The sequence below is a fragment of the Amycolatopsis sp. N2S4-7 genome (assembly GCF_058119595.1).
Genome location: NZ_CP172299.1, coordinates 9,915,548 through 9,939,583 on the forward strand (window position 1 = coordinate 9,915,548; position 24,036 = coordinate 9,939,583).

Genomic DNA, 24,036 nt, shown 5'->3' on the forward strand with positions numbered 1-24,036 from the left:
CTGATCGCCCCATCGTGGCGCCAGGGCGGCCGCGATCGCGATCATCCACTCACCCTTGCGGCCGCCCCCGGGGAGGGATCGGCAGCACTCCGTCCTCCCGGTCGGCGCTGAGCAGCGCTTCCCCGACCACCCCGGACAACGTGCGCGTCCACACGCGGTCATCCGTGATCGAGCCGGCGGGGAGACCGGCTCGCGCGGTGACCGGCTCGATGAAACCCAGCCAGGCGGTGAGGTCGAGGGGCTCGACGCCGAGCAGATCCGCCAGGTCGTTGCCACAGAGGGTCCGGACCAAACCGGGGAACAGCCCGCCCAGCTCGCTGGGCAGGGCAGCGCGGAAGCGCCGTTCCAGCGCCGCCGTGAGTTCTTTGCCCGCCGGGGACTCGGCACGCCCGCGCCGCCAGATCGTGTCCGTCAGCGTGACCGCGTCGTCGTAAGCCGACGGCAGCAACCTCCGGTCGATGCCCAGCAGGTGGCCCACCACGGACCAGATGTGGAAGCAGTCGTCGCGGTCGCGATCCGGCAGGTCGACGGACAGCCTCCTCAGCCCCTGCGGCAGGCAAACGGACAACGTGCCCACGGTCGCGGCCAGGTCCTCCTGGTTGGCGGGCACGTCTTCCGCGCCGGAGCGCGAGTCGAACCGCGTCGTCGCGTGCAGCAGCCGGATCTTCTGGACCGTCCGCAGGCCCCGTCCGCCCGGCTCGAGCAGACCGCCGTCCGTCAGGACATCCCGTAGCAGCCACGGGGACTCCATGCCCCGGGCCGGGTGACGTAGACGCCGAGCCGAGCCGTAGCGGACCGGAAGCGAGTAGCCGCACAGCACCGTCGCCAGGTGCGGCGCGAACCGGTCCCACAGCTCCTGCCCACGCTCGATCACCCCGCGATCCGCCCACTCGGGCAGCTCGGCCGACTCGGCGAAATACCGGTGCAGCAGCGGCGGCAGACCTGCCGGTACCTCGTCGCCGTTGTGCAGGAACCCGGCCAGCAGCTCGTTCACCCGGTCCACGTCGCCGAGCTCGTCCAGCTCGGCGACCGCGGCGTCGGCCATCGGGTCGCCGACCCGGCGCAGCGAGTCGAGCGCCCGGTCGTCGACCGGCGCCAGGGTCACCTTCCCGAAGCCCGCCCACGTTCCGAGCAGGCGAGGCGCCCCGGATCCGGGCGCGATCCGGTCCAGGAGGATGTGCCGCAGGTTCTCCGCGACCTCGGCGGAGATCGGGATCGCGTAGGAGTCGTCGCGGGCGGACTGGATCTCGTACAGGGTCATGCACGAGCGCCACCGGTCGATCCGGGGGTTGAACAGCTCCTCGGTCGAGGTGCCCCGGCTTCCTCCCCAGGCGCGGACGAGGCCGTGCGCGGCCGACACGTCTTCCCGCTCGTTCTCGACGATCGCGAAGTAGTTGTACCGCCCGTCTTCGGGCTGGTACGTGCTTTCCCGCCGGTCGCGGATCTTCCCCAGCCGCTCGGCGGTCGCGCGGTCGACCTCGACGCGTCCGGCGAGATCGGTGAAGGCACACCTCGTCCCGCGACCCCACACGCCGTCGTCGTACGACTGCTCGTACACACCGCCGTCCTCGTTCCACGCGCGCATCACCGCCGCCGGCTGTCCCTCGGTGTCGAGCCACGCGTAGTGCCGCACCCGCGAGCTGTCCGGGTGCGGCCGCCACCGCTCGGCCAGGTCGGTGGCCGCCTGCTTCGTGAGCGGAACCAGGGTGCCGTGGCGGAGCCCGTACCTGACCTTGGCGACGACGTCCGTCGCGGCCCATTCGCCGTCCTGGACGTAGCGTTGTGCGCCGTCCGGCCCCTCTCGCGCGATCGCGGCCGGGTGCTCGATGTCGGGGTACAACGGGTTGACGATCGCGTAGTGGTGGACCTCCTCGTCCCCGAACCTGCGGCGGATCAGAACCTGTTCCAGCCGGTCGCGGTCCTCCTCGGAGATCCGCACCCGCCTGCCGGGCGCCGCCTCCTTCTCCCACATGAGGTTCGGCGTGAACGACCACTCGGACTTGCTGGGGTAGTGCAGCCGCACGATGGTCGACGGGTCGTCGAGCGGGTGCTCCGGAGTCTCGACGGCGTAGAAGAACCACTGCGTTCCGAAGCCCTCGGCGGCGTCTCGGCTGAGGGCCTGCGGGTACGGGTCGCGGTCCTCGAGCGGCCCCGTCGGAGCCAGCTCGGGAAGCAGCCGGAGGGCGCGCACTTCGGGGATCGGGACGTTCACGAACCACTCGCGCCACCGCGGATCGGCCCGCTCCCAGCCGTGCGAGGGCACGTACATCTCTTCGTGGGAACCTTCGATTCGCAGGACCAGCAACGGGTTGCCGATCCGGTGGTCCCGATCGAAGAGTGCGACGTAGCGATATGGGCGCCTCATTTTCAGTCCCCCAAGAACTATGTGGCCCGGGACAGGACTTTACCACGAGCGCGGCAGGAGGGACATCCTTGTCTGTCCACAATGGTGTGATCGGCCCCGGCAGGTGCCGGGGCCGGCCGGGGAGTCTCAGGCAGGAGTACAGGTCAGCGTCGGTGGTGGCGCCGTCCCGGTGGCCTGGAAGCCGAAGGTGGTGCTGCCGCCCGCCGCGATCGGGCCGTTCCACCCTGCGTCGGTGGCGACGACTCTCGCGGCGTTCTGCTTCAGGGTGGTGTTCCAGGAGTGGGTGACCTGCTGGTCGCCGGGCCAGGTCCAGCCGACCCGCCAGCCGGGAATCGGCGTGCGGCGGTCGTTGGTGACGGTCACCGTCGCGACGTTTCCGGTGTCCCAGCCGCCGTTGACGTGCAGGCTCGCCGTGCAGCCGGCCGCCGGCAGGACCAGCAGCGTGATGGAGTTCGCCGGGTAGGTCGCGTCGATCCGGCCGTTGCCCGCCGGGAGGTCGCCGCCGCGCACGATGGCGCCCAGGTCGGCCGGGCTGTAGGTGAACCGTTGTGCCGCACCGGCGTTGTCGAACCCGGCCACCGACAGCGGCGAGGTCAAGTCGTCGCCGGTCTTGTTGACGACCATGACGGTCAGCGCCTGGTCGGAGGACCGCTGCGCGGCGTAGACCGCCAGCCGGCCCTGATCGGCGGCGGTCGCCGACACGCTGACGTCACCGAAGCGGCTGCCGGCGCCGTCGTAGTTGCGGTACATCCGGAACGCGTACGCGCCCGGGTCGGTCGGCTTGGGTTCGCCCCACATCGTGGCGAGGTCGAGGCCTTCGCGGCCGAAGACGCCCAGGATGTCGGCCTCGGCCAGCGCGCCGTTGATGTCGTCCAGCGCGCCCCAGTTGTACTCGGTGATGGCGGTCTTGGTCCCGGGGTTGTACCGGTCGATCCACGACTTCATCGTGCGGATGAACTGCAGCGGCGGCGCGTTGACGCCGCTGGGGCCGATCCAGGACTCCTCGACGTAGCTGGGGTCCCACAGCGACCGGACGGACCGCAGCCGCAGCGCGTTGGCTTCGGGGGTTTTGTCGCCGCTGATCTGCGGGTAGAAGTGCTGGTCGAAGTAGTCGAGGTAGCGCTTGCCGCCGTGGGCGTCGCTGTAGTCCTTCATGGTCTTCAGGTACCACTGGGACAGGTTGAGCCCGCCGTGCGCGGCCGAGTCGGCACCCGGCCCGCAACCGTCGATCCCGGAGGCGACCCACTCGCAGTACCCCCAGCCGGACGGGCCGAGGACCGCCGCGCTCGCGTCGGCGGCCTTGATCGCCGCGGCGGCCGCGGTGCCCTTGCTGCCCAGTTCGTCGTCGGTGACCGGCTCCGGGTGCACGTCGCGGTGCGTGCTGGACCACAGCACCGGCTCGTTGTCGAGTTCGTAGATCGGCACGCCGCCCTGCGCCGCCGTGCCGAACCGATCCACCAGGTGCGACACCATCTCGCCGTCGAACGCCGCATCCGCCGGGATCGAGGTGTCGGTGGGGACGCCGGTGAGGTTCTGCTGGTTCAGCTTGCCGTTGCCGCAGTGGGGGTCCCACTGGTCGAAGCCGTCCTGCTGCGGGAACCGGGTCGCCGGGAACCCGCAGGCGAACGGGTGTGACGAGGGCGAGTCCTTGGCCACCCACCCGCTCAGGGGCACGGTGACGACCGGCTTGATGCCGCGGTCGAGGTGGGACCCGACCATTCCCTCGACGGAGTGTTCTTCGTCGGCGACGATGTTCTCGAAGTACCAGTCGCTGCCGGTGTTGTAGGTGTGGTTCTTGAAGTTGTAGCGGCTGGACGCGTTGCCGCCCCAGCGCGCCACCGACTGGCCGATCTCGGCGCTGAACGCCGGATCACCGCCGTTGAGGCCGTAGATGTCGGGGCTGATCGGGTGCCGGGCGGCGGACACGTCGACCGACAGGCTGAGCCCGGCGGCGGAAGCCGGGGGTGCGGCGATGGCCTGTGCGGTCAGCAACGCGGCCAGCACACAGCCGCTCGCCGTTCCGGGCCTGAGGTGGTGTCGTCGCTGAGCACCCATGAGGAAACTCCTGCCGCCGGCTTGTGGGAGCGCTCCCATACGCTACCGGCCGCGGCACGGTCGTCAATCGGCCGATGGGCGGTCGTCGCCGATCCCGGCGCGCTGACCTGGGGTGGGGAGCGGATGTCCGCGGTGAAATTTCCCGCCGCCGGTGGCGGGAGAGCGTGTTCAGCCGGCGGAGACCGGCCTGCCGGGCGCGGCAATGAGCTCGAGTGCCGCCGCGCGGCCGTCGGCGAGAGCCTGGATGCCTTCGGCGGCCGTGGCCCGGACCTGGGCCGGTGTCGCGTGCTCCGGGCCGAGCAGCGCGGTCACCGCCTTGGCGAGGACCTGCTCCGGGACCACCGGCTCCGGCCGGAACCGGCTCGGGACGAGGACCGTCCGGAAGCCGGTGAGCAGGGCGTGGAGGGCCAGGGCCTGCTCGGCGAGCGGCCAGTCGGTCCGGGCGAGGGCGTGCCGGCGCCAGATCGGGAGCACGCCGTACATCATTGCGTCCGGGCTCAGGGTTTCCAGCAGTCTCGCCGCACGCGGGTCTTCGGTGAGCGCGCCGAGGAGTCCGTCGTCGTCGCGGCGCAGGGCGTCGACGAACGGGTGCCGGGCCGCGGTGGCCAGCATGTCGGGCAGGAGCCGGGACGGCCGGGCGAGGCCGGGGTCGGCGGTGACCGCTTCGGTGACGTCGTCGGCGAGGGCGATGAAGTCGCGGCAGATCAGGCCGAGCAGGAGGTCTTCCTTCGTCTTCCAGTAGAGGTAGACGGTGCCCTTGCCGATGTGGGCGCGGGTGGCGACGTCGGCGATGGTGACGCCTTTGCTGCCGCGGGCGAGCAGCAGCTCACCCGCGGCGGCGAGGATGCGGGCCGCCTTGGGCGAGCTGTGTTCAGGCAGGTCCGGCAACGCTGGTCCTTCCGGGCGGGGTGGGTTCGAGCACCCCGCCGACGATATCGGCATTCTTGAACTTCTCGATGTCGTCCACGCGCATCACGCGTTCGAGCAGGCGGCCGCCGAGCCGGGTCCTGGCCAGTTTCGGGAGCGCCCGGCGGACCATGATCTCCGGATGGCTGTCGACCATGAAGATCTTGCGGTCGCTGGAGGCGCCGTCCTGGTAGTGGTCGATGTACGGGCGCAGGGCGCGTTCCCACCCGGTGAGGGCGGTTTCGACGTCGTCGTGGCGTTCGAGCATCGTGCCGAGCAGGTCGGCGCCGGTCAGCCCGGACGAAACCCCCATGCCCGCGTAGAGCGTGACGCACCACGCGGAGTCGCCGACCAGGACGACGCGCCCGCGGTGCCACTGCGGCATCCGCACCTGCTCCACGGAGTCGAAGAGCGCGTTGCCGGTCGATTCCAGGTGGTCGACGACGTCGCCGAGCGTGCCGCCCAGTGGCCGCGGGCCGAAGGCGGCGCGGACGCGCTGCGCGGGCGGGGCGGTGAATTCGGCGTCGACGTCGTCGGTGCGGTAGGTCAGCATGACCGTGGGGTTGTGGTCGGCGAAGGCGAAGACCCACATCGACCGGCCCGGCTCGAGCAGCGTCGCGCCCTGGCCGGGGTCGAGGCCGGCCGGGGTCCCGTCGTATTCGAAGGCCACGACGATGTAGCCGAGCCGGCGCAGGTGGTTTTCGTGCGGGCCGAACACCAGCGACCGCACGGTCGAGCGCAGCCCGTCGGCGCCGACGACCAGGTCGAACCGCTCGGTGACCTCGGTGCCGGTCTCGGTGTTCCGCAGGGTGACGTCGACCCCGCTGTCGTCCTGCTCGATCGCGGTGGGCACGGTCGAGCAGCGGATCTCGACGTCGTCGGGCAGGACCTCGAAGGCGGCCTGTTCGGCGTCGCCGCGCACCATCAGCCACGGCTTGCCGGGCAGGTCGCCGAAGCCGGCGCTCGGCCTGCGGCGCCCGGTCCGGTCGAGGTTCACCGGCGGCAGCGGGCTGCCGCGGTCGTGCAGGTGGGCGCCGAGGCCCAGGCGGGTGGCCGCCGCCTTGCCCGCCCCGAACAGGGCGACGAAGTAGCCACCGGAGCGACGCCCCGGCGCGCGTTCGATCAGCACGGGCGTCCAGCCCGCGGCCCGCAGCCGCGCCGCGGTCGCGATCCCGCTGACGCCCATTCCTACGACCAGTACCCGGCGTGAGGTGTCGTCGTTCATGGCTTCAACAGTACTGACCAGATTGGTCATATGGTCAGTCTGTGGTCCAGGTCATACCGGAGTCTCGGCGTGGTGCCGGCCCACCCGCAGGCCGTGAGGCCCCGCTGTCTAATGTGGGCCACCACCCGGAGCTGCGTGGTAAGGATCGTGTTCCAAGGCCGTCGTTCGGGAGGTGCGGTGCCCGGACGCGGGGTGATCGTGTCGGTGGTGGCGGTGTTCGTGGTGACCGCGACGGTCGTCGTCGCCTTGGCCGTGACCCGGACGACCGGGACGGACACCGCCGAAGCGTCGAACGGCGGCCCCGCGAGCACGGCGGCCCTCTCCAACCCGCCCGTGAGCACGTCGTCGAGTCCACTCACGACAACCGCCGCCGCATCCTCCAGCACCGCGCCTCCGACCTCCGCGGCCGCACCGCTCGCCGGGAAGGTCAAGCCGGGCGTCACCCGCTCCGGCGTGGCGAGCTTCTACGACACCGACGGCACCGGCGCGTGCGGGTACGACGCGAGCCCCGATCCGCTGAACGCCGCGATGAACGTCGCCGACTTCGAGGGCTCCCAGGCGTGCGGGGCCTACGTCCGGGTCCAGGCGGCGGGCGGCGCGAGCGTCACCGTGCGGATCACCAACCTGTGCCCGGCACCGTGCCGGGTCGGGCAGCTCGACCTCAACCCCCGGGCGTTCGACCGCCTCGGGGCGCGCGACCGCGGGGAGATCCCGGTCACCTGGAAACTGGTGAACCCGCCGACGGCGAAACGGATCTCCGTCCGCTACAAGACCGGATCGTCCCCCTACTGGTGCGGCATCCAGGTGATCGACCACCGCAACCCGGTCGCCCGGCTCGAGGTCCGCACGGGCGGTGGCTGGAAGCAGCTGCAGCGCACCGGCTACAACTACTTCCTGTCCGAGCACGGCGCCGGGTGCGGCGGAGCCATCGCGGTCACCGACATCTACGGCGAACGGCTGGTCATCGACCCGCTGCCGGTCAAGGCCGAGGCCGTCCAGCCGACGAACCGGCAGTTCGCCCAGCACTGAGCCCGGTGCCGAGGACGGCGCGCAGGGCCGGCTGGAGCCGGTCGCCGTGGGCGCGGACCAGGTCGTCGCACAGCTCGAAGATCTGCTCGACCGGCAGCGCGGCCGCCGTGGCGGGGTCGATCATCGCCGCGTGGCGGATGTGGTGGGGGTCGTCCTCGAGGGCCGCGCGCACCACGAGGTCGTTGACGCTCAGGTACGTCCGGTTGAGCGCGGCCAGCTGCGGCGGCAGCGCGCCGATCCGGGTCGGGCGGACGCCGGTGCCGTCGACCAGGCACGGCACCTCGACCACGCCGCCGGACGGCAGGTTCTCGATCAGGCCGCGGTTGACGACGTTGCCGTAGACCGTCCGCGGCGTGCCGGTGAGGACACTGTGGACGATCTGCGGCGCGTATTCGCCCGTCCCTTCGACGGGCAGCGGCTCGTCGGCCGCGATCGCCCGCCGGGTCCGTTCGTACTCGGCTTCGTTCTCCGCGACGATGCCGAGGTAGTCCCCGATCGGCAGGCGCAGGCGCTCGACCTCGGTGTCGTGCCCGAGGTACCAGGGCACGTACTCGGCGGAGTGCTCGCTGGTCTCCGTCGGGTAGTAGCCCAGCCGCCGCAGCATGTCGAACCGGACGCGCCGCCGCAGCTCGCCGTCGGACCCGGCCAGCTCGCGCAGCCGCGGATACAGGTCGGCGCCCGCGTGCTCGAACCGCAGCACCCACGCCTGGTGGTTGACGCCGGCCGCGACGTAGGTGACCTCGTCGAACGGCACCCCGACGAGCTCGGCGAGCCCGTGCACGGTCCAGTACACCGAGTGGCACAGCCCGACGACCCGCGTCAGCCCGGTGGCCTCGCTCAGGTACTGGACGTTCATCGCCATCGGGTTCGTGTAGTTCAGCAGCCACGCCTCCGGGCAGACGTCGGCGATGTCCGCCCCGAGTTCCTTGAGGAAGGGGAACGTCCGCAGCGCGCGGAAGATCCCGCCGATGCCGAGCGTGTCGCCGATGGTCTGGCGCACGCCGTACCGCGCCGGGACCTCGAAGTCGGTGCGCGTCGCCGCCCCCATGCCGATCTGGACCATGTTTACCGCGACATCCGCGCCCGACAACGCCTCCCGGCGGTCCGCGTGCGCGGTGAGCACCGGCTTCACGCCCCGCACGGCGGCGATCCGCCGGGCCGCGGCCAGCGCGGTGGCCAGCCGGTCCGGGTCGATGTCGTGCAGGGCGACGTGCACGCCGTCCAGCTCCGGGTAGGCGAACAGGTCGGCGAGCAGGCCCTGGGTGAACACGACGCTGCCCGCGCCGACGAAGGTGATCTTGGGGGTCATCGAAAATCCGATCCGATTGGTGCGAAGTCAGCCCTTGAGGCCGCTGGAGGTGACCGACTGGATGAACGTCTTCTGCGCGCCGAGGAAGGCCAGCAGCACGGGCAGCACGGTGATGACGTTGCCCGCCATCACCGCGGCCCAGTTCGTGTGGTGCTGGCCCTGGAACGTCGTGAGCCCCAGCTGCAGCGTGTACGTCGTGTCGTGGTTGACCGCGATCAGCGGCCAGGTCAGGTCGTTCCACGTGCTGAGGAACGTCAGCACGGCCACCGTGCTCAGCGCGGGCCGCGACAGCGGCACCACGATGGTGAACAGCACGCGCAGCCGCGAGCAGCCGTCGATCCACGCCGCCTCTTCGAGCTCCCGGGGCAGCGACAGGAAGAACTGGCGCAGCAGGAACACCGCGAACGGCGTCACCAGCGACGGCACGATGAGCGCGCCGAGGCTGTCGATCAGGCCGAGCCGCTTCATCACCAGGAACGTCGGGATCATGGTGAGCTGGAAGGGGATCGCCATCGTCGCGACCATCAGCGCCAGCAGGGCCCGCGAGCCGGTGAACCGCATCCGCGCGAACGCGTAGCCGCCCAGCGTGCCGAACAGCAGGTTCGACACCACGGTCACCGCCGAGACGATCAGCGAGTTCGTGAACCAGCGCAGGAACAGGGCGTTCTCGAGGACGTAGCGGTACCCCGAGAAGTCCACATGGGACGGCCACAGCGCGGGCGGGAACCGGTTGATCTCGGCGTTGCTCATCACCGAGCTGAGCAGCAGCCACACCAGGGGCGCCGCGAACAGCAGCGCCAGCGGCACGAGCAGCAGGTGCCAGGGGCTGAAGGGCAGCCGGGGCCGGCGCAGCACGGGCAGGGCGGCACGGGTCGCGGACACGTCGAGCCGGGCGGTCATCGCAGCGCCTTCCCGGGCCGCCGCAGCACGCGGACGGCGACCACGACGACCAGCAGGGCCAGCGCGAGCACGTAGGCCGACGCCGCGCCGTAGCCGGCGGTGAAGTTCTTGAACGCCTGCTCCCAGACGAAAAAGACGATGACCGTGGTCGAACCGAGCGGGCCGCCCTTGGTCGTGACGTAGACCAGGTCGAACACCTGCAGCGACGTGATCAGCTGCCACAGCACGAGGAACGCCGTCACCGGGGTGACCGCGGGCAGCGTCACGTGCCGCAGCACGCGCCACGTCCCGGCGCCGTCCAGCCGCGCGGCCTCGACCAGCGACGGCGGGACGTCCTGCAGCGCGGCCAGGTACACCACGACGCAGAAGCCGGTGCCGCTCCACAGGGTGATGCCGACCAGCACCAGCAGCGCCTGCGCCGGGTCGGTCAGGAAGCCCTGAGGCGACACCCCGAGGTGGTGCAACAGGGAGTTGGCCGCGCCGAACTGCGGGTCGAGGATGAAGGAGAAGAGCACGCCCTGGGCCGTCGCCGACAGCACGAACGGGACGAACACGAGCGTCCGGTAGACCCCGACCAGGCGGATGCGCCGGTTGAGCGCCTGCGCCAGCAGGAACCCGAACAGGATGCTGAGCGGGACGTAGAGCACCGTGTACAGCACGGTGTTCCCCACGGCCTGGGCGAAGTGCGGGTCCTGGGCGAGCGCGGCGTAGTTGTCCGGGCCCACCCAACGGCTGGGCGTGACCAGGTCGTCGGCCTGGAAGGACAGCACGAGCGACCAGGCCACGGGCACCACGCCGAGGCCGAGGATGATGAGCACGGCGGGCGAGACGTAGGCCCACGCGGCCGCGGTTTCGCGGCGCCGCCGCCGGCTCTTGGTGTTGGAGTGCACGGGGGTGACGGTGATGGGCCTCGGCAGTCCGGGCATGGCGGCTCCCTATCGCGGAATGATCAGGGCGGCGTTCGCTTCCGCGGCGCAGTCGCGCATGGCGTCGGCCGGGGTCGCCCGGCCGAGCAGCACGGCGACGATCGCGGTGCCGAGCGCCGCCGACACCTGGGGGTAGGCCGGGTGCACGGGCCGGACGCGGGCGTTCTCCAGCGCGTCGACGAAGACCGGCAGACCGGGCGTCTCGGCGGTTTTCTCCTGCCACGCGGGCAGTTGCTGCGTCCGGCGGCTCAGCGGGAGGCTGCCCGCGCCGTCGTCCCAGCGGACGTCCTGGGCCGGGTCCGCGAGCCAGGACAGGAAGGTGCGGGCCGCCGCCACGCGTTCTTCGCCGTTGTCGAACAGCGTCCAGGTGTCCGGGCCGGAGATGGTCAGCGGACGGCGGCTGAAGCTCGGCAACGGCACGACCGCGTAGTCGATGCCGGCTCCCGTGATGTCGGGCAGCTGCCACGGGCCGGTCGCGACCATCCCGATGTGACCGGCTTGGAACGCCTGGTACATCTGCTCGCTGCCGGTCTTCGGGTCGAGGTAGACCGCGTGCGCCGCGGCGAGGTCGCGGACGACTTCGAGGGCACGGACGCCTTGGCCGGCGAACCCGATGCCGCGCCCGCCGGGGCCGACGACGTCGCCGCCGAGGTCCCACACCATCGGCCACAGCCGCCACACGGTGTCCTCGTCGCCGGTGGCGGGCCAGGCGGTGCCGAAGGTGCCGTTGCCCGGGTCGGTGAGTTTCGCGGCCGTGGCGACGAAGTCGGCCCACGTCCAGCCCGCGGCGGGCAGCGGGATCCCGGCGCCGGCGAACAGCTCCTTGTTGCACACCACGGCCAGGGAGTCGAGCAGCGCCGGGACCGCGCGGACGCGGCCGTTGACGGTGACCGCTTCCCGGGCCGGTGCCCAGAAGCCGGGGCCCGCGTCGACGAGGTCGGTGACGTCGACGACGCTGGGGCTGCGCGCCACGCTGGCGAGGTCCGAACCGAAGACGTAGGCGATGTCCGGGAACGACCCCGACGCGAGCGCCGCGGTGATCTTCTGGAGCATCGCGTCGGCGAGGACGCCGCCGCCCAGGTCGATCCGGATCCCGGGGTGGGTCCGGTGGAAGTCCGCGACGAGCTCGTCGAGCACTTTCTTGCCGGTGTCGGTCTGGCCGTGCCAGATCTCGACCGTGACCGGGCCTCCGGAGGACCGCGCCGGGCCGCAGCCGGCCAGGGCGGCGCCGAGAGCCAGACCGCCGGCGCCGCGCAGGAATCCGCGGCGGTCCATCAGCGGGTCTTGCCGGGGTACGGGAAGGACATCATCGAAACTCCGGATGATGGTGGGCACGGCCCCGCCTCGGACCTCGAACGGGTCCTGGCGACTCAGTCCGGGCTCGCGGCGGAGGCCGACATACCGGCTGGGCGTACCTCTGACGTCGGGTGCAGCCGTTCCGACGTGGACAGCAGTAAAGCGAGCGCGTTCGAACGTGTCAAGGAGCGTGTCAGCAGGTTTTGCGGACGTATCCGCTCGTCCCCTGGGGCACCACGTACAGGTCGCGCCGGACGATGCTGATCTTGCTCTTCCACTCCGGGCAGGCCTTGCTCATGCCCGACGCGGTGTACTCGACGTCGACGACCCGGTTGCCGAACGGGCCGGCGTAGTCGGCGCACTCCTCGTACTCGCCGCATTCCTCGGTGACGGCGAAGTCGAGGCCGTTGGCGACGCGGTTGCCGGCCAGCTCCGGGGTGTTCTTCTGGGCGATGGCGAGGTTCTTGCCGTGGGCGCGGGCCGACAGGAGCTTGATGTACTCCTGCGCGTGCGTGGTGGTGAGCAGGTTCTCGGACCGGCTGTAGCTGTCGTAGTTGTCCGGCTCGATCGCCTGGTACCCCTTCGAAGCGCACGTGTCGATCCAGCTGCCGACCTGGGCCGCGACCCGGGCGCGCTTGTCCGACGTGCGCAGGTCGAGCAGCGTCTCGTTCCAGTCGGGGTCGACGACCTTGTTCCCGCTCGAATCGCGCAGCAAAAGGTCGCTCGGCCAGTCGCCGTCCCGGCCTTCCTGCGCCTGGAAGGCGTTGAGGTAGCAGATGTTGTACTTGCCGCTCGCCGGCGCCGCCGAGACGTCGCGGCTGACGATCTGCACCCCCGACGGCGGGGTGTAGGCGCCCCCGATCTGGTAGTCGAACCCGGCGGCCTGCGGGGGCAGGGTGACCGCGGCCGAGGCCGGTGCGGCGACCGCGGCGAGCGTGCCGGCGGCCAGCGCGCCCGCCGCCGCGAACGAAGCGAAACGGTTGCCGTGGAGGGGGAGAGAACGCGTCATCCGGACTCCATCGTCGTCGGGCTGTTGTCGGCGAAAGGTAGGCAGCCCGGCCACGGCGGTCAATCAAACGCGCATTCGCGATGAGCGTTTCAGCGGTCCTTGCCGGAACCGGCCTCGACCACCGTGACCCGGACCCCGGCCCGGCGGATCGCCGCGACCGGCCCGGCCGAGGCGGAGGAGTCGGTGATGACCTCGTGCACGTCCTGGATGTCACCCATGCGGGCGAGGGTGCTCCGCCCGAGCTTGCTGCCGTCGGCCAGCACGACCACCCGCTGGGCGCGGCCGAGCATGGCGCGGTTGGTCCTGGCCTCGTCTTCGTCGTGCGTGGTGATCCCCGCCGCCGCGTCGATGCCGTCCACGCCGACGAACGCCGTGCCGACGCTGATCGAGGCCAGCACGTGCTCGGCCCACGGCCCGACCAGCTCGTAGGACTGGGGCCGGGCGACGCCACCGACGACGACCAGCTTCAGCCGGGGGTGCAGGGCCAGGTCCATCGCGATGTTCAACGCGTTCGTGACCACCGTCAGATCCGCCCGGCCCGGCAGTTCCCTGGCGAGTTCGCTCGTGGTGGAGCCGCCGGTCAGGGCGATGACGTGCGGCCCGGTCGGCAGCGTGCGGATCGCCGCCTGCACGATCGCGCGTTTGGCGTCCCGGGACCGGCTTTCCCGGTAGGGCGGCGGCACCTCGTTCGTCCGCCCCCGGGGCCGCGCGCCGCCGTGGGTGCGGGTCAGCAGCCGCTGTTCCTCCAGTTTGGCCAGATCGCGCCGCAGCGTGGCGGAGGAGACACCGAACCGGGCGCTGAGCTCACCCACCTGCAGCGAGCCGGTGTCCGCGAGCACCCGCAACAGCTCCGAGAGCCGTTCGGCCCGGGTGGTGCGCCGTTTCCGCGTGGACATGGGCCGAGCTTACGACAGCGGGCGAAACGCTCACTCCGAATGCGCACTTGGCCGGCGGACCTTGCCCCCCGGGCGGGGCGCGGATGAGTCTCCGGGAGTACGTCCCGGAAATCGGAGGCAGCACCTATGCACAGCAGCGGGCGGTGGTCCGGCGACAGCTGGACCGCGCGGGAGATCGGGCAGCAGCCCGCCACCTGGATCCGGGTGGTGGACGCCGTGCGGCGGGCCCGGCCGGAAATCGAGAAGCTGATCGGGCTCCCCGATCGGCGGATCCTGCTCACCGGTGCGGGCACCTCGGCGTTCATCGGCGAGGTGGTCGCCCGCGATCTCGCGCGGCACCTCGGCCGGCCGGTCGAGGCGATCGCGACCACGGAGATCGTCGCCGACCCGCTCGCCGTGGTCGTGGACGACCGGCCGATCGTGCTGGTTTCCTTCGCGCGCAGTGGCAACAGCCCCGAGTCCGTCGCCGCGGCGGACCTGCTGCACCGGCTGACGCCCGGGCTGCGGCACCTGGTCATCACGTGTGACCCGAATGGACAGCTGGCGCGGCGCTGGTCCGGCGACGGGAACGCTGTCGTGGTGACCCTCCCGGACGAGGTCAACGACCGCGGATTCGCGATGACCTCCTCGTTCACCGGGATGGCGCTGGCGGCCCTGCTCGCCTTCGGCGTGGACGTCGACGTCGAGGCGCTGGCGCGCGCCGGGTCGGCGGTGCTCGAGGGTGCCGCCGAACACGCGTCGGCGATCGCCGGCGCCAAGCCGGCCCGGCTGGTGTTCCTGGGCTCCGGGCCACTGCGCGGGCTGGCCCGGGAAGCCGCGCTCAAGTGCCTGGAGCTGACCCGGGGCGAGGTGGTCGGCATCGCCGATTCCGCGCTGGGCTTCCGGCACGGCCCGAAGTCGGTGCTCGACGAGCGCACCACCGCCGTGGTGTTCCTTTCCACCGATCCGCACGCGCGGCGGTACGACGGGGACATCGCGCGCGAACTGGTGCAGTCGCTCGGCGAAGAGCGGGTGGTCGTGGTGGGCGGGGACGACGTCACCGAGTTCGGCGGCGCCCGGGTCTGGCCCGTGCCCTCGCCACCCGGCCTCCCCGTGGCCGGGTTCGGGTTGCTCGCCGTGATCGCGGCGCAGACCACGGCGCTCGCGTGCTCCCTCGCGCTGGGCGTCACCCCGGACAACCCGTTCCCCGACGGGGAGGTGAACCGCGTCGTGCAGGGCGTGGTCATCCACGACTTCGTTCCTCCGGAGGTGAGCTGACGTGTTCCTCGGTGTCGACGGTGGCGGGACGAAGACGGCGTTCTGCCTGGTCGGTCTCGACGGCCGGGTTGTCGCGGAGGCCAGGACCGCGAGCGTGTACTACCTGAGCGAAGGCCTGGAGATCGTGGAACCCCGGTTGCGCCAGGGGATCGGCGAAGTCTGCCACGCCGCGGGCATCCAGGTCCCGGACATCACGTACGCCTTCTTCGGCCTGCCTGCCTACGGGGAGATCAGTGCCGACATGCCGGTGCTCGACGCGGTACCCGCCCGGATCCTCGGTACGCGGAACTACCGCTGCGGCAACGACATGATCTGTGGCTGGGCCGGGTCGCTGGGGGCGATCGACGGCATCAACGTCGTCGCCGGCACCGGCTCGATCGCCTACGGCGAGCACGAAGGCAGGCAGTGGCGCGGTGGTGGCTGGAGCGAGCTGTTCGGTGACGAAGGCTCCGGCTACTGGGTCGCGATCCAGGGCTTGAACGCGTTCAGCCGCATGGTCGACGGACGGCTGCCGGCCGGCCCGCTCGTCGGCGAGCTGCGCCAGGCGCTCGGCCTCGCCGCCGACTTCGACGCGATCGACGTCGTCGTGAACCGGTGGCACGGCGACCGGGGCCGGATCGCGAGCCTGAGCCAGGTCGTCGTCCGGGCCGCGGACGCCGGTGACGCGGTCGCGACCGGGGTCCTGCGGGAGGCGGGGCGCGAGCTCGCGCTGCTCGTGGACGTCGGCCGCGTGGCTCTGGAGTTCGAGGCCGCCCAACGGGTTCCGGTGTCGTACTCCGGTGGCGTGTTCGGGTCGGCGCACGTGCTGTCGTCGTTCCGCGAGGCGCTGTCCCTCGAGTACGACCTCCGTGAACCCCTGCTGGAACCGCACATCGGTGCCGCGCTCTACGCGGCGCGCCTGCACGGACACCCGTTGCGGGCCGAGCAAGTCCACCCGGCCGCGTCCCTGCCGCACTGAGGAGCCGAGATGTCGTTCACCCGCGCGAACAGCTGGATCCCGTACGCGGGACTGCTGGTGGTGTTCTGGGGGGTGTGGGGGGCCTTTTCCAGCCTGCCCACCAAGCTCTACGCCTACCCCGACCCGATGGTGTACGTGGTCTGGGCGCTGACCATGCTCGTGCCCGCGTGGTTTTCGCTGCGCGGCAAGAAGTTCGACCGCGGCCGGACCGCCGCCGGGTACGGGCTGCTGATCGGGCTCACCGGGGCGGGCGGGCAGCTGCTGCTGTTCAAGGCTCTCACGATCGGTCCGGCCTACGTGATCTTCCCGATCGTCGCGCTTTCGCCCGCGGTCACGGTGCTGCTGGCGTTCGGCGCGTTGCGGGAACGGCTCGGCGGGTGGTCCTGGGCCGGCGTGGTGCTCGCGCTCGTCGCCGTCGTCCTGTTCTCCGTCTCCACGGGCGACGGCGGTGACAGCGGGTGGCTCTACCTGGTGCTGGCCGCGGGCGTCTGCGTGGCGTGGGGCGTCCAGGCGTTCTTCATGCGCAAGGCCGCGCTCGCGGGCGTGGACGACGCTTCGACGTTCGGCTGGATGACCATCAGCGGGCTGCTGCTGATCCCGGTCGCCGTGCTGATGATGGGCGGGCTCCCGCTCGGGTTCCCCTGGCAGGCGCCCGCGCTCACCGCCGGGACCCAGCTGCTCAACGCGGTCGGCGCGCTGTTCCTCGTGATGGCGATGAGCCGGGGCAAGGCGTCGATCGTGGCGCCGGTGACCAACGCCCTCGCCCCCGTGCTGACCATCGTCCTGTCGCTGCTGTTCTTCGGTGCCGCCCCCACCGGGTTCCAGATCGCGGGCATCGTGCTGGCCCTGGCCGGTTCGACCCTGATGGTGTACCGCGCGGAAAAGTCCACGGAGCTGGTCCCCGGCAGCGCGGCGTCATGACGCGGCGGATCGTCACGGTCACCCTCAACCCCGCCGTCGACGTGACCTACCGGGTCGACGCGCTGCACCTCGGCGGGACCACGCGGGTATCGGACGTCCGGTCCCGCGCCGGCGGCAAGGGCGTCAACGTCGCGGCGGTGGTCCGCGAACTGGGTGGCGAGAGCGTGGTGCTGGCGCTGACCACGACCCGGACGCCCGACGAGTTCCGGGACGGCCTCGACGGGCTGGGCCTCGCGCACCGGCTCGTCCCGGCGCTGCCCGCGGTGCGGCGGACCGTGGCGGTGGTGACTCCCGCCGACGGAACGACGATGCTGCAGGAGGTCGGCTCCCCGGCTTCCGCCGAGGGGGAAGCGGACATTCTCGACGCTCTCCGCGCCGAGCTCTCGGCTGGAGCCGGGGCCGTCGTGATCTCCGGGAGCGTGCCGGCGGGGATGGGCGCCGATGTCCCCGCGAAGCTGGCTCAGCTGTGTGTCCGGCACGACGTGCCGGTCATCGCCGATGTCTCCGGCGCCGCCCTCCGCGAGGCCGCTCGCAGCGGAGCCGTGCTCATGCCGAACGAAGACGAGCTCAAGGAACTGGCCGGGTCCGGTCAGGACCTCGTGACCGCGGGAGCCCCGGCGGTTGTCGCCACCTTGGGCCCCGAAGGCGCGACGGCGGTGACGGCCGGGGGCGCCTGGCGCGCCCGGCCCGCCGAAGTCGTCACCGGCAATCCGGCCGGTGCCGGAGACGCGGGAGCCGCCGCACTGGCGATGCACCTCGCCGGGTCCGGAGTGGACTGGCCGGTGGCGCTGGCGGACGTGGTCGCCACCTCGGCCGCCGCGGTGCTGCGGCCGGTCGCCGGCGAGATCGACGTCGCGGCCAGGGACCGGTGGATGCCCGCGGTGGAAGTGGAGAGGATCCGATGAACTGGGCCGGCCTGCTGGACGACCTGCGCGCGCAGCGGCGCGCGATCGGGGCGTTCAACGCGATCCTGATCGAGCACGCCGAAGCCGTCGTGGCCGGCGCGGAGAGAAGCGGGCTCCCAGTGGTCCTGCAGATCTCGCAGAACGCCGTCCGCTACCACGGTTCGCTCGCGCCGTTCGCGCTCGCCTGCCTGCGGCTGGCCGAGACCGCGACCGTGCCCGTCCTCGTCCACCTCGACCACATCGAGGACGAGGAGCTGATCCGGGAGGGGCTCGGCCTGGGCATCACGTCCGTGATGTTCGACGCCGCCGCGTTGCCCTACGCCGAGAACGTGGCCAGGACGAAGGCCGTCGTCGAACGCTGCCACGCCGCGGGCTGCCGCGTCGAGGCGGAGCTCGGCGAGATCGGCGGCAAGGACGGCGCCCACGCCCCCGGCGTCCGCACGGACCCGGGCGAGGCGGCCGAGTTCGTCGCCGCGACCGGCGTGGACTCCCTCGCGGTGGCCGTCGGCTCGTCGCACGCCATGGCCGACCGCAGCGCGGTGCTGGACGAGGAGCTGATCGCCGCGCTCGCGCACAGCGTTCCGGTGCCGCTCGTGCTGCACGGTTCCTCCGGCGTGCCCGACGAAGGACTGCGCGGCGCGGTGGCGAGCGGCATCGTCAAGGTCAACATCGGCACGCGGCTGAACCAGGTGCTCACCGAAGCGGTGCGCTCGACGCTCGGGGAACACGCCGCGCTCACCGACCCCCGCCGCTACCTGGCTCCCGGCCGGGCCGCGGTCCGCGACGAGGTGGCCCGGTTGCTCACCTTGCTCGCGAAATGAGCAGTTCCGCGGCGCCGAAGGAAACGTTGAAGCGGTCGCACCAGAGGCTCACGCTGGTGTAGTCGGCCAGATCGGTGCCCGCCGGCAGGGCGTAGTTCTGGTTTCCCTTGTTGCCCTTGAGTTTGCCCGCGTCGAGGTGCTTGCCGTCGTCGAAGACGTCCCAGCCGTCCTTGCCCGGTTTCACCGGCGCGTCGGTGAGCCAGACGTGCACGTCGGGGCCGCTGCTGGTGGCCAGGTCTTCCAGGCGCAGCACGAGTGAGCCGTCGGCCGCGCGCAGGACCCGGACCGTGCCGGTGGTCCGGTGCTCGTGGCTGATCAACGTGCCGGTCGCGACTTCGGCCGGCGGCGAGTCCGGCACCGGGGACTCCGCTACGGGTGCGGCGGGCTGCGAGGTCGGCGCGGCGGGCTGCGACGTCGGCGAGGCGGGCGGGAGGGCTTCCTGCACCGTCTCGTCCGCCCACAGCTGCCACGGCTGGAACCAGTACAGGCCTGCCGCCAGCGCGACCAGGCCCACTGCCAGGACGCCGATCAGCCGGGACCGGGTGAGCAGGCGCCGCGTGCCGTTCATCTCGTTCTCCTCCGTCTTCCGGATGCTCAGTCAACGGGACGAATCGCCCAGCTGGGCCCCGGCGCGGGTTACCGATCTCTTACGGGCGGTCGAGACCGCCGCGTCCGTCCGGGGCGCTCCGGCGCCGACGCACACTTCATGCCTCACCCAGGTGCACGGACGCCGGTTCAGCTCGGTTCAACACATTTCCGAACTATTTCACCGGAGTGCGGAAATCTGGACAACGAAGCTTAGTGCAGTCACGATTACCGGCGTTCCGAACCCTTGCGAAGACCGCAACTATTGAATCTTTCGAATGCTGCGGACCACTCTTTCCTCTCTCATCGGAGTCCCTTCATGCCCGGAAACACGGGAAAGCACCGCATCTCCCGACGCACCAAGATCGCCACCGGTGTCCTCGCACTGGCCATGGCCGCCGGCGGCATCGCGGTGTCGACGACGTTCGGCGATCCCGGCCAGGCCAGTGCCGACGAGGCCGACCCGGCGCTCTACGTCGACATCCTCAAGGTCGCCCCGGGCAACGCCGAGCCCGCCACCGGCCGCGGCGCGTCCACCGGCACCTTCACCGTGGACTGCGGCCGCAACGAGAACGGCCATTTCAACCCGGACAACTTCGTCGCCCAGCCCGGCATCCGCAACGGCGCCCAGCACCTGCACGACTACGTCGGCAACCTCTCGTCGAACGCGGACTCGAACAACAAGAGCCTCGAAGCCGCCGGCACCACCTGCAAAAACGGGGACAAGTCCGCCTATTTCTGGCCGGTGGTCCGCATCGACACCGGTGACGAAGAGAAGAACCCGCCCGCGAAGTCCCCGGACGGCGACCGTGACCAGGCCGCCCAGGACGCCGCCTCCCCGGCGATCACCTGCCCGGACGTCGCCAGCCGGCTGCCCGGCGTCCCCGACTCGGCGATGGCCGAGGTCGACCGCAACCTCGAACTGCTCGACACCCAGCTCGACGAGGCCAACCAGCGGCTGGTCGCCACCCAGGGCCAGGGTGGCCCGGACTTCGTCCGCAACGCCATCCTCGGTCCGCTCGAGGACAAGCGCGTCGCCACCATCGACCGCATGGCCATCGCCATCGGCCGCAGCGCCGCCCGGCCCCAGGGCCTCGACGCCCTCGCGCCGTGCAGTCTCGGGCAGGCGGGAGGCAACGGCGGTGGTGCCACGGCGACGCCGCTGCCCGGCGCGGACGCCAACAACGAGCTGCCCGACAACGACGGGGCGATCCAGCGCCCGGCGAAGGTCGGCATCACCTTCCGCGGCAGCCCGGCCGGCCAGGTCGTGGCGATGCCGAAGTTCCTGCGTGCCCTGACCGGTGACGCCAAGCCGTCCGCCAACGGAACGAAGAACACCCGGGCGGCGTGGACCTGCACCGGCTTCGAGAACCGGCTGACCGACAAGTACCCGATCTGCCCCGAAGGGAGCAAGGTCGAGCGGATCCACGACTTCCCGAGCTGCTGGGACGGCAAGAACACCGACAGCGCCAACCACCGCACGCACATCGTGTTCCCGGACGAAGCCGGCCGCTGCGCCGCCGGCTTCAAGGCGGTGCCGCAGCTGCGGATCACACTCGTCTACGACATCCCGCACGACATCCAGGTCAAGAAACAGTACAAAGTGGACTCGTTCCCCCAGGAGGACCACAACCCGCTGTCCGACCACGACGACTTCGCCAACGTCATGTCCCAACGACAGATGAACCAGGTCGTCGACTGCGTCAACCGCAACAAGACCTGCAACGCCTGACCCGCCGGGGCCCGCCGTGACTCCCATCCCCACGGCGGGCCCCGGATCCCGGCCGAGACCGCGGGAGGACCACCTTGTCGAACCGTGGAAAGACCCGCCTCGCCACCGCGATCGCGGTCACGAACAGCGGCAACGGCCACGCCGGCGCACAATCCGGTGCCGCCCCCGAAGCCGCATCTCCGAGCGGCAACGCCGGACCACTCACCGGGGCGGCGGAGGTGTGACCACGGGGTGTGCGTTCGGCCTCCGTGAAGCCGCGCCTTGCGGGACGACGAGCCCCCGAGAGGCCGTCGCAGCGTCTCGGCGGACCCTTGGCGGGTGAACGGCGGAGTTGCATGCTCCCGTAACTCCCGTTAATCGATTAACGGCGCGGAGGCGGGAAGGAGGGGCCACGATGGCTCGGGTCCGGATGTCCGACGTGGCTGCCCGTGCGGGGGTGTCCACGGCGACCGTGTCGATGGTGCTCAGCGGGAGGGACGCGGCGCGCGTGTCGCCGCAGACGCAGCGGCGGGTGCGCGAGGCGGCCGAGGAGGTCGGCTACGAGCTGAACTCGGTGGCGCGGAGCCTGCGGACGCAGCGGACCCGCATGGTCGGCCTGATCCCGGACACGATCGCCAGCACGCCGTTCGCCGGGCGGATGCTGGCCGGGGCCAACGACGTGGCCCGTGAGCAGGGAACCTCGTCGTCCTGGTCGACACCGAGGGGGACGCCGATGCCGAGCGGCAGGCGCTCAACGCGCTGAGCGGCCAGCAGGCCGACGCCATGATCTACGCGAGCATGTGGCATCGCGTGGTCGAGGTGCCGGCCGGCCTGCCCGGGGACGCCGTCCTGCTCGACTGCGCCCCGGCCGCGGGAGGCCGGGCCGCGGTCCTCCCGGACGAACGAGCCGGTGGGATGGCCGCGGTGCGGGAACTGGTGGCTGCCGGGCACCGCCGGATCGCCTTCCTGGACGCGGAGGAGCGGTTCGAGCTCGTCGCGTCGCCGCTGCGGTACGGGGGCTACCGCCAGCTGCTGGCGGAGGCCGGGATCGAGCCGGATCCCGCTCTGCACGCCCGCGCCGAGCCGGTGGCCGGTGGTGGGCGGGAAGCCGCCGGGCGGTTGCTGGATCTGCCGGCGGAACAACGTCCCACCGCGATGTTCTGCTTCAACGACCGCATGGCGATGGGCGCCTACGCGGCCGCGCACCCCCGGGGTCTTTCGGTTCCCGGTGACCTGTCCGTGGTCGGTTACGACGACCAGTCGCGGCCGAGCTCGATCCGCCGTCGACGACGATCGCGCTGCCGCACTACGAAATGGGCCGGTGGGCGATGGAGGTCGCGCTCGGGCTGCGGCAAGCCGACCCGGCGGCCCCCTACCTCATGCCGTGCCCGGTCATCCGCCGGGCTTCGGTGGGCCCGCCGCCCGCCGCGTTCGGCGGCTGACGGCGGACCGCACTTCTCACTGCATTCCACATGGCAGTTGGCGCTGTCATCGGCACGGAGGCGACGGCCGGTCGCACTCCGCAACAGAGAAAGAGATTGCACGGTGAAACGCAAATCCCTCCCCGCCATAGTAGCGGCAGGCCTGGCCGCGGTGCTCGCGCTGGGCGGCTGTGCCCGCGCGGACCAGGAGCCCTCCGGCGCTCCCGGCGAGATCACCATGTGGACCCACTCGGCGGGCAACCCGGCGAGCTGGCGGTCTACGAGCGGATCATCTCCGACTTCAACGCGTCCCAGACCCGGTACAAGATCGTCCAGCAGAACTTCCCGCAGGGTTCCTACAACGACGCGATCACCGCGGCCGCCGCGTCGCGGATGCTGGACATGGACGGCCCGGTGATGCCGAACTGGGCCTGGGCCGGCTACCTCCAGCCCCTGGGACTGCCGGACGACCTGATCAAGACGCTGCGGCCCACGACCGTCGGCCGTTACAAGGACACCGTCTATTCGGCAGGCTATTGGGACGCGGCGTTGTCGATTTTCGCGCGGAAGTCGGTGCTGGACAAGAGCCGGATCAGGATCGCGATCGTCGACAAGCCGTGGACGCCCGACGAGTTCGACGCCGTCGTCGGCAAGCTGAAGGCGAACGGCTACGCCACGCCGCTGGACCTGGGCGCCGCGGACAAGGGGGAGTGGTGGTCGTACGCGTATTCGCCGATGCTGCAGAGCACCGGTGGTGACCTGATCGACCGTGCCACCATGAAGTCCGCCGACGGCGCGCTGAACGGTCCGGACGCGGTGAAGTTCTTCACCTGGTTCCAGGAGGCGTTCAAGAACGGCTGGGCGGACAACGCGGGCCCGGTCGGCAATCAGCGCTTTGTCGACAACAAGGTCGCGCTGAGCTACACCGGCGTGTGGAACGCCAAGGACGCGCTCGAAAGCGTCGGCGACAACCTGCTGATCCTGCCGCCGGTGGACTTCGGGAAGGGCCCGAAGATCGGCGGCGGATCCTGGCAGTGGGGCATTTCCGCCGGCTGCAAGAACGCCGACGGCGCCCGCGCGTACCTGAAGTTCAGCTTCCAGGACAAGTACCTCACCGCCTTCGCCGACAGCCAGGTGGTCATCCCGAGCACCACGGCCGCCGCGGCGGCGTCGAAGTACTTCGGCGACGCCGCCCCGCTGCACCCGTTCGCCGTGCTGTCGCAGAAGTTCGCCCTCGCCCGGCCGGCCACCCCCGGTTACCCGGTGATCTCCTCGACCTTCGAGAAGGCGGCCAAGGACATCATGAGCGGCGCCGACGTGAAGCCGGCGCTCGACACCGCCGTGCAGGCGATCGACACCGACATCAAGTCCCAGAACGGCTACGGCTTCTAGCTCGTCGCTCCCGCCCGCCGCCGGGCGGGCCGAGAGGGAAGGCACTCCCATGACGGCGACCATTTCGCCGGACACCCGCGCCGCGAGCGCGGTCCCGAAACCCCTGGCCCGGAAGAAATCCACCACGAACGACGCTCCGCACGCCGCGC

Annotated in this window: 20 protein-coding genes and 1 pseudogene; 10 read left to right on the forward strand and 11 right to left on the reverse strand. The window is 71.3% G+C overall.

The window, feature by feature from the left end; translation table 11 throughout:
- Positions 1 to 49 precede the first annotated feature (49 nt).
- The 4 genes from ACH54P_RS46840 to ACH54P_RS46855 form a co-directional block, all read right to left on the reverse strand.
- Positions 50 to 2,365, reverse strand: coding sequence for an oxygenase MpaB family protein (locus ACH54P_RS46840; protein ID WP_489909759.1), 2,316 nt, complete (start codon positions 2,363 to 2,365; stop codon positions 50 to 52).
- Between the two features lie 126 nt (positions 2,366 to 2,491).
- Entirely contained in the window at positions 2,492 to 4,369 is a 1,878-nt protein-coding gene (locus ACH54P_RS46845; RefSeq protein ID WP_489909760.1) for a glycoside hydrolase family 44 protein, read from the reverse strand.
- Positions 4,370 to 4,588: 219 nt separating this feature from the next.
- On the reverse strand, positions 4,589 to 5,308 hold the full coding sequence (locus tag ACH54P_RS46850) for a TetR/AcrR family transcriptional regulator (RefSeq protein WP_489909761.1): 720 nt from the start codon (positions 5,306 to 5,308) through the stop codon (positions 4,589 to 4,591).
- Positions 5,292 to 6,551: an FAD-dependent monooxygenase gene (locus ACH54P_RS46855; protein ID WP_489909762.1), complete on the reverse strand. Its 1,260-nt coding sequence runs from the start codon at positions 6,549 to 6,551 to the stop codon at positions 5,292 to 5,294. The genes ACH54P_RS46850 and ACH54P_RS46855 overlap by 17 nt, the downstream gene beginning before the upstream one ends.
- A gap of 177 nt (positions 6,552 to 6,728) precedes the next feature.
- On the opposite strand from ACH54P_RS46855, the gene ACH54P_RS46860 reads away from it, so the two are divergent.
- Positions 6,729 to 7,580: an expansin EXLX1 family cellulose-binding protein gene (locus tag ACH54P_RS46860; RefSeq protein ID WP_489909763.1), complete on the forward strand. Its 852-nt coding sequence runs from the start codon at positions 6,729 to 6,731 to the stop codon at positions 7,578 to 7,580.
- On the opposite strand, the gene ACH54P_RS46865 is transcribed toward ACH54P_RS46860, so the two are convergent.
- The 6 genes from ACH54P_RS46865 to ACH54P_RS46890 form a co-directional block, all read right to left on the reverse strand.
- The gene (locus ACH54P_RS46865; RefSeq protein ID WP_489909764.1) at positions 7,531 to 8,889 is read right to left on the reverse strand and encodes an alpha-glucosidase/alpha-galactosidase; all 1,359 of its coding nucleotides are present in this window, start codon (positions 8,887 to 8,889) and stop codon (positions 7,531 to 7,533) included. The genes ACH54P_RS46860 and ACH54P_RS46865 overlap by 50 nt on opposite strands.
- Before the next feature lie 27 nt (positions 8,890 to 8,916).
- The gene (locus ACH54P_RS46870; RefSeq protein ID WP_489909765.1) at positions 8,917 to 9,789 is read right to left on the reverse strand and encodes a carbohydrate ABC transporter permease; all 873 of its coding nucleotides are present in this window, start codon (positions 9,787 to 9,789) and stop codon (positions 8,917 to 8,919) included.
- Positions 9,786 to 10,715: a carbohydrate ABC transporter permease gene (locus tag ACH54P_RS46875; RefSeq protein WP_489909766.1), complete on the reverse strand. Its 930-nt coding sequence runs from the start codon at positions 10,713 to 10,715 to the stop codon at positions 9,786 to 9,788. Before ACH54P_RS46875 ends, ACH54P_RS46870 begins: the two co-directional genes overlap by 4 nt.
- Before the next feature lie 9 nt (positions 10,716 to 10,724).
- Positions 10,725 to 11,990, reverse strand: coding sequence for an ABC transporter substrate-binding protein (locus ACH54P_RS46880; RefSeq protein ID WP_489909767.1), 1,266 nt, complete (start codon positions 11,988 to 11,990; stop codon positions 10,725 to 10,727).
- Positions 11,991 to 12,204: 214 nt separating this feature from the next.
- A complete protein-coding gene (locus tag ACH54P_RS46885; RefSeq protein WP_489909768.1) occupies positions 12,205 to 13,020 on the reverse strand; it encodes an endo alpha-1,4 polygalactosaminidase in 816 nt (271 codons plus the stop codon).
- Positions 13,021 to 13,109: 89 nt separating this feature from the next.
- Positions 13,110 to 13,916: a DeoR/GlpR family DNA-binding transcription regulator gene (locus ACH54P_RS46890; RefSeq protein WP_489909769.1), complete on the reverse strand. Its 807-nt coding sequence runs from the start codon at positions 13,914 to 13,916 to the stop codon at positions 13,110 to 13,112.
- Positions 13,917 to 14,042: 126 nt separating this feature from the next.
- Between ACH54P_RS46890 and ACH54P_RS46895 the strand changes: the two genes are divergently transcribed.
- The 5 genes from ACH54P_RS46895 to ACH54P_RS46915 are packed head-to-tail and all read left to right on the forward strand — an operon-like array spanning position 14,043 to position 18,778.
- Positions 14,043 to 15,173: an SIS domain-containing protein gene (locus ACH54P_RS46895; RefSeq protein ID WP_489909770.1), complete on the forward strand. Its 1,131-nt coding sequence runs from the start codon at positions 14,043 to 14,045 to the stop codon at positions 15,171 to 15,173.
- 1 nt (position 15,174) lies between these two features.
- On the forward strand, positions 15,175 to 16,131 hold the full coding sequence (locus ACH54P_RS46900) for an N-acetylglucosamine kinase (protein WP_489909771.1): 957 nt from the start codon (positions 15,175 to 15,177) through the stop codon (positions 16,129 to 16,131).
- Between the two features lie 9 nt (positions 16,132 to 16,140).
- Complete coding sequence (locus ACH54P_RS46905; protein ID WP_489909772.1) at positions 16,141 to 17,052, forward strand: DMT family transporter; 912 nt, start codon at positions 16,141 to 16,143, stop codon at positions 17,050 to 17,052.
- On the forward strand, positions 17,049 to 17,957 hold the full coding sequence (locus tag ACH54P_RS46910; RefSeq protein WP_489909773.1) for a 1-phosphofructokinase family hexose kinase: 909 nt from the start codon (positions 17,049 to 17,051) through the stop codon (positions 17,955 to 17,957). Before ACH54P_RS46905 ends, ACH54P_RS46910 begins: the two co-directional genes overlap by 4 nt.
- Positions 17,954 to 18,778, forward strand: a complete 825-nt coding sequence (locus tag ACH54P_RS46915) for a class II fructose-bisphosphate aldolase (protein WP_489909775.1) — start codon at positions 17,954 to 17,956, stop codon at positions 18,776 to 18,778. The genes ACH54P_RS46910 and ACH54P_RS46915 overlap by 4 nt, the downstream gene beginning before the upstream one ends.
- Here the strand turns inward: ACH54P_RS46915 and ACH54P_RS46920 are convergent.
- Complete coding sequence (locus tag ACH54P_RS46920) at positions 18,759 to 19,346, reverse strand: DM13 domain-containing protein (RefSeq protein ID WP_489909776.1); 588 nt, start codon at positions 19,344 to 19,346, stop codon at positions 18,759 to 18,761. The genes ACH54P_RS46915 and ACH54P_RS46920 overlap by 20 nt on opposite strands.
- A 336-nt stretch (positions 19,347 to 19,682) precedes the next feature.
- Here ACH54P_RS46920 and ACH54P_RS46925 point away from each other — a divergent pair, with 336 nt between their 5' ends.
- The 4 genes and pseudogenes from ACH54P_RS46925 (at position 19,683) to ACH54P_RS46940 (ending at position 23,887) form a co-directional block, all read left to right on the forward strand.
- Positions 19,683 to 21,095: a DUF1996 domain-containing protein gene (locus ACH54P_RS46925; RefSeq protein WP_489909777.1), complete on the forward strand. Its 1,413-nt coding sequence runs from the start codon at positions 19,683 to 19,685 to the stop codon at positions 21,093 to 21,095.
- Between the two features lie 457 nt (positions 21,096 to 21,552).
- Entirely contained in the window at positions 21,553 to 21,837 is a 285-nt protein-coding gene (locus ACH54P_RS46930) for a hypothetical protein (protein ID WP_489917038.1), read from the forward strand.
- Positions 21,834 to 22,283: pseudogene (locus tag ACH54P_RS46935) on the forward strand (substrate-binding domain-containing protein); the annotation flags it as partial. The gene ACH54P_RS46930 and the pseudogene ACH54P_RS46935, both read left to right, overlap by 4 nt.
- A gap of 452 nt (positions 22,284 to 22,735) precedes the next feature.
- A complete protein-coding gene (locus ACH54P_RS46940) occupies positions 22,736 to 23,887 on the forward strand; it encodes a sugar ABC transporter substrate-binding protein (RefSeq protein WP_489909778.1) in 1,152 nt (383 codons plus the stop codon).
- Positions 23,888 to 24,036: the final 149 nt, after the last annotated feature.

What these genes read in the sequence shown, in the direction of transcription:
- ACH54P_RS46910 (WP_489909773.1), top strand. Translation starts at nt 17,049, where the DNA reads ATGACGCGGCGGATCGTCACGGTCACCCTCAACCCCGCCGTCGACGTG.
- ACH54P_RS46870 (WP_489909765.1), bottom strand. Translation starts at nt 9,789, where the DNA reads ATGACCGCCCGGCTCGACGTGTCCGCGACCCGTGCCGCCCTGCCCGTG.
- ACH54P_RS46920 (WP_489909776.1), bottom strand. Translation starts at nt 19,346, where the DNA reads ATGAACGGCACGCGGCGCCTGCTCACCCGGTCCCGGCTGATCGGCGTC.
- ACH54P_RS46880 (WP_489909767.1), bottom strand. Translation starts at nt 11,990, where the DNA reads ATGGACCGCCGCGGATTCCTGCGCGGCGCCGGCGGTCTGGCTCTCGGC.
- ACH54P_RS46915 (WP_489909775.1), top strand. Translation starts at nt 17,954, where the DNA reads ATGAACTGGGCCGGCCTGCTGGACGACCTGCGCGCGCAGCGGCGCGCG.
- ACH54P_RS46930 (WP_489917038.1), top strand. Translation starts at nt 21,553, where the DNA reads ATGGTGCTCAGCGGGAGGGACGCGGCGCGCGTGTCGCCGCAGACGCAG.
- ACH54P_RS46840 (WP_489909759.1), bottom strand. Translation starts at nt 2,365, where the DNA reads ATGAGGCGCCCATATCGCTACGTCGCACTCTTCGATCGGGACCACCGG.
- ACH54P_RS46865 (WP_489909764.1), bottom strand. Translation starts at nt 8,889, where the DNA reads ATGACCCCCAAGATCACCTTCGTCGGCGCGGGCAGCGTCGTGTTCACC.
- ACH54P_RS46875 (WP_489909766.1), bottom strand. Translation starts at nt 10,715, where the DNA reads ATGCCCGGACTGCCGAGGCCCATCACCGTCACCCCCGTGCACTCCAAC.
- ACH54P_RS46890 (WP_489909769.1), bottom strand. Translation starts at nt 13,916, where the DNA reads ATGTCCACGCGGAAACGGCGCACCACCCGGGCCGAACGGCTCTCGGAG.
- ACH54P_RS46885 (WP_489909768.1), bottom strand. Translation starts at nt 13,020, where the DNA reads ATGACGCGTTCTCTCCCCCTCCACGGCAACCGTTTCGCTTCGTTCGCG.
- ACH54P_RS46905 (WP_489909772.1), top strand. Translation starts at nt 16,141, where the DNA reads ATGTCGTTCACCCGCGCGAACAGCTGGATCCCGTACGCGGGACTGCTG.
- ACH54P_RS46925 (WP_489909777.1), top strand. Translation starts at nt 19,683, where the DNA reads ATGCCCGGAAACACGGGAAAGCACCGCATCTCCCGACGCACCAAGATC.
- ACH54P_RS46855 (WP_489909762.1), bottom strand. Translation starts at nt 6,551, where the DNA reads ATGAACGACGACACCTCACGCCGGGTACTGGTCGTAGGAATGGGCGTC.
- ACH54P_RS46895 (WP_489909770.1), top strand. Translation starts at nt 14,043, where the DNA reads ATGCACAGCAGCGGGCGGTGGTCCGGCGACAGCTGGACCGCGCGGGAG.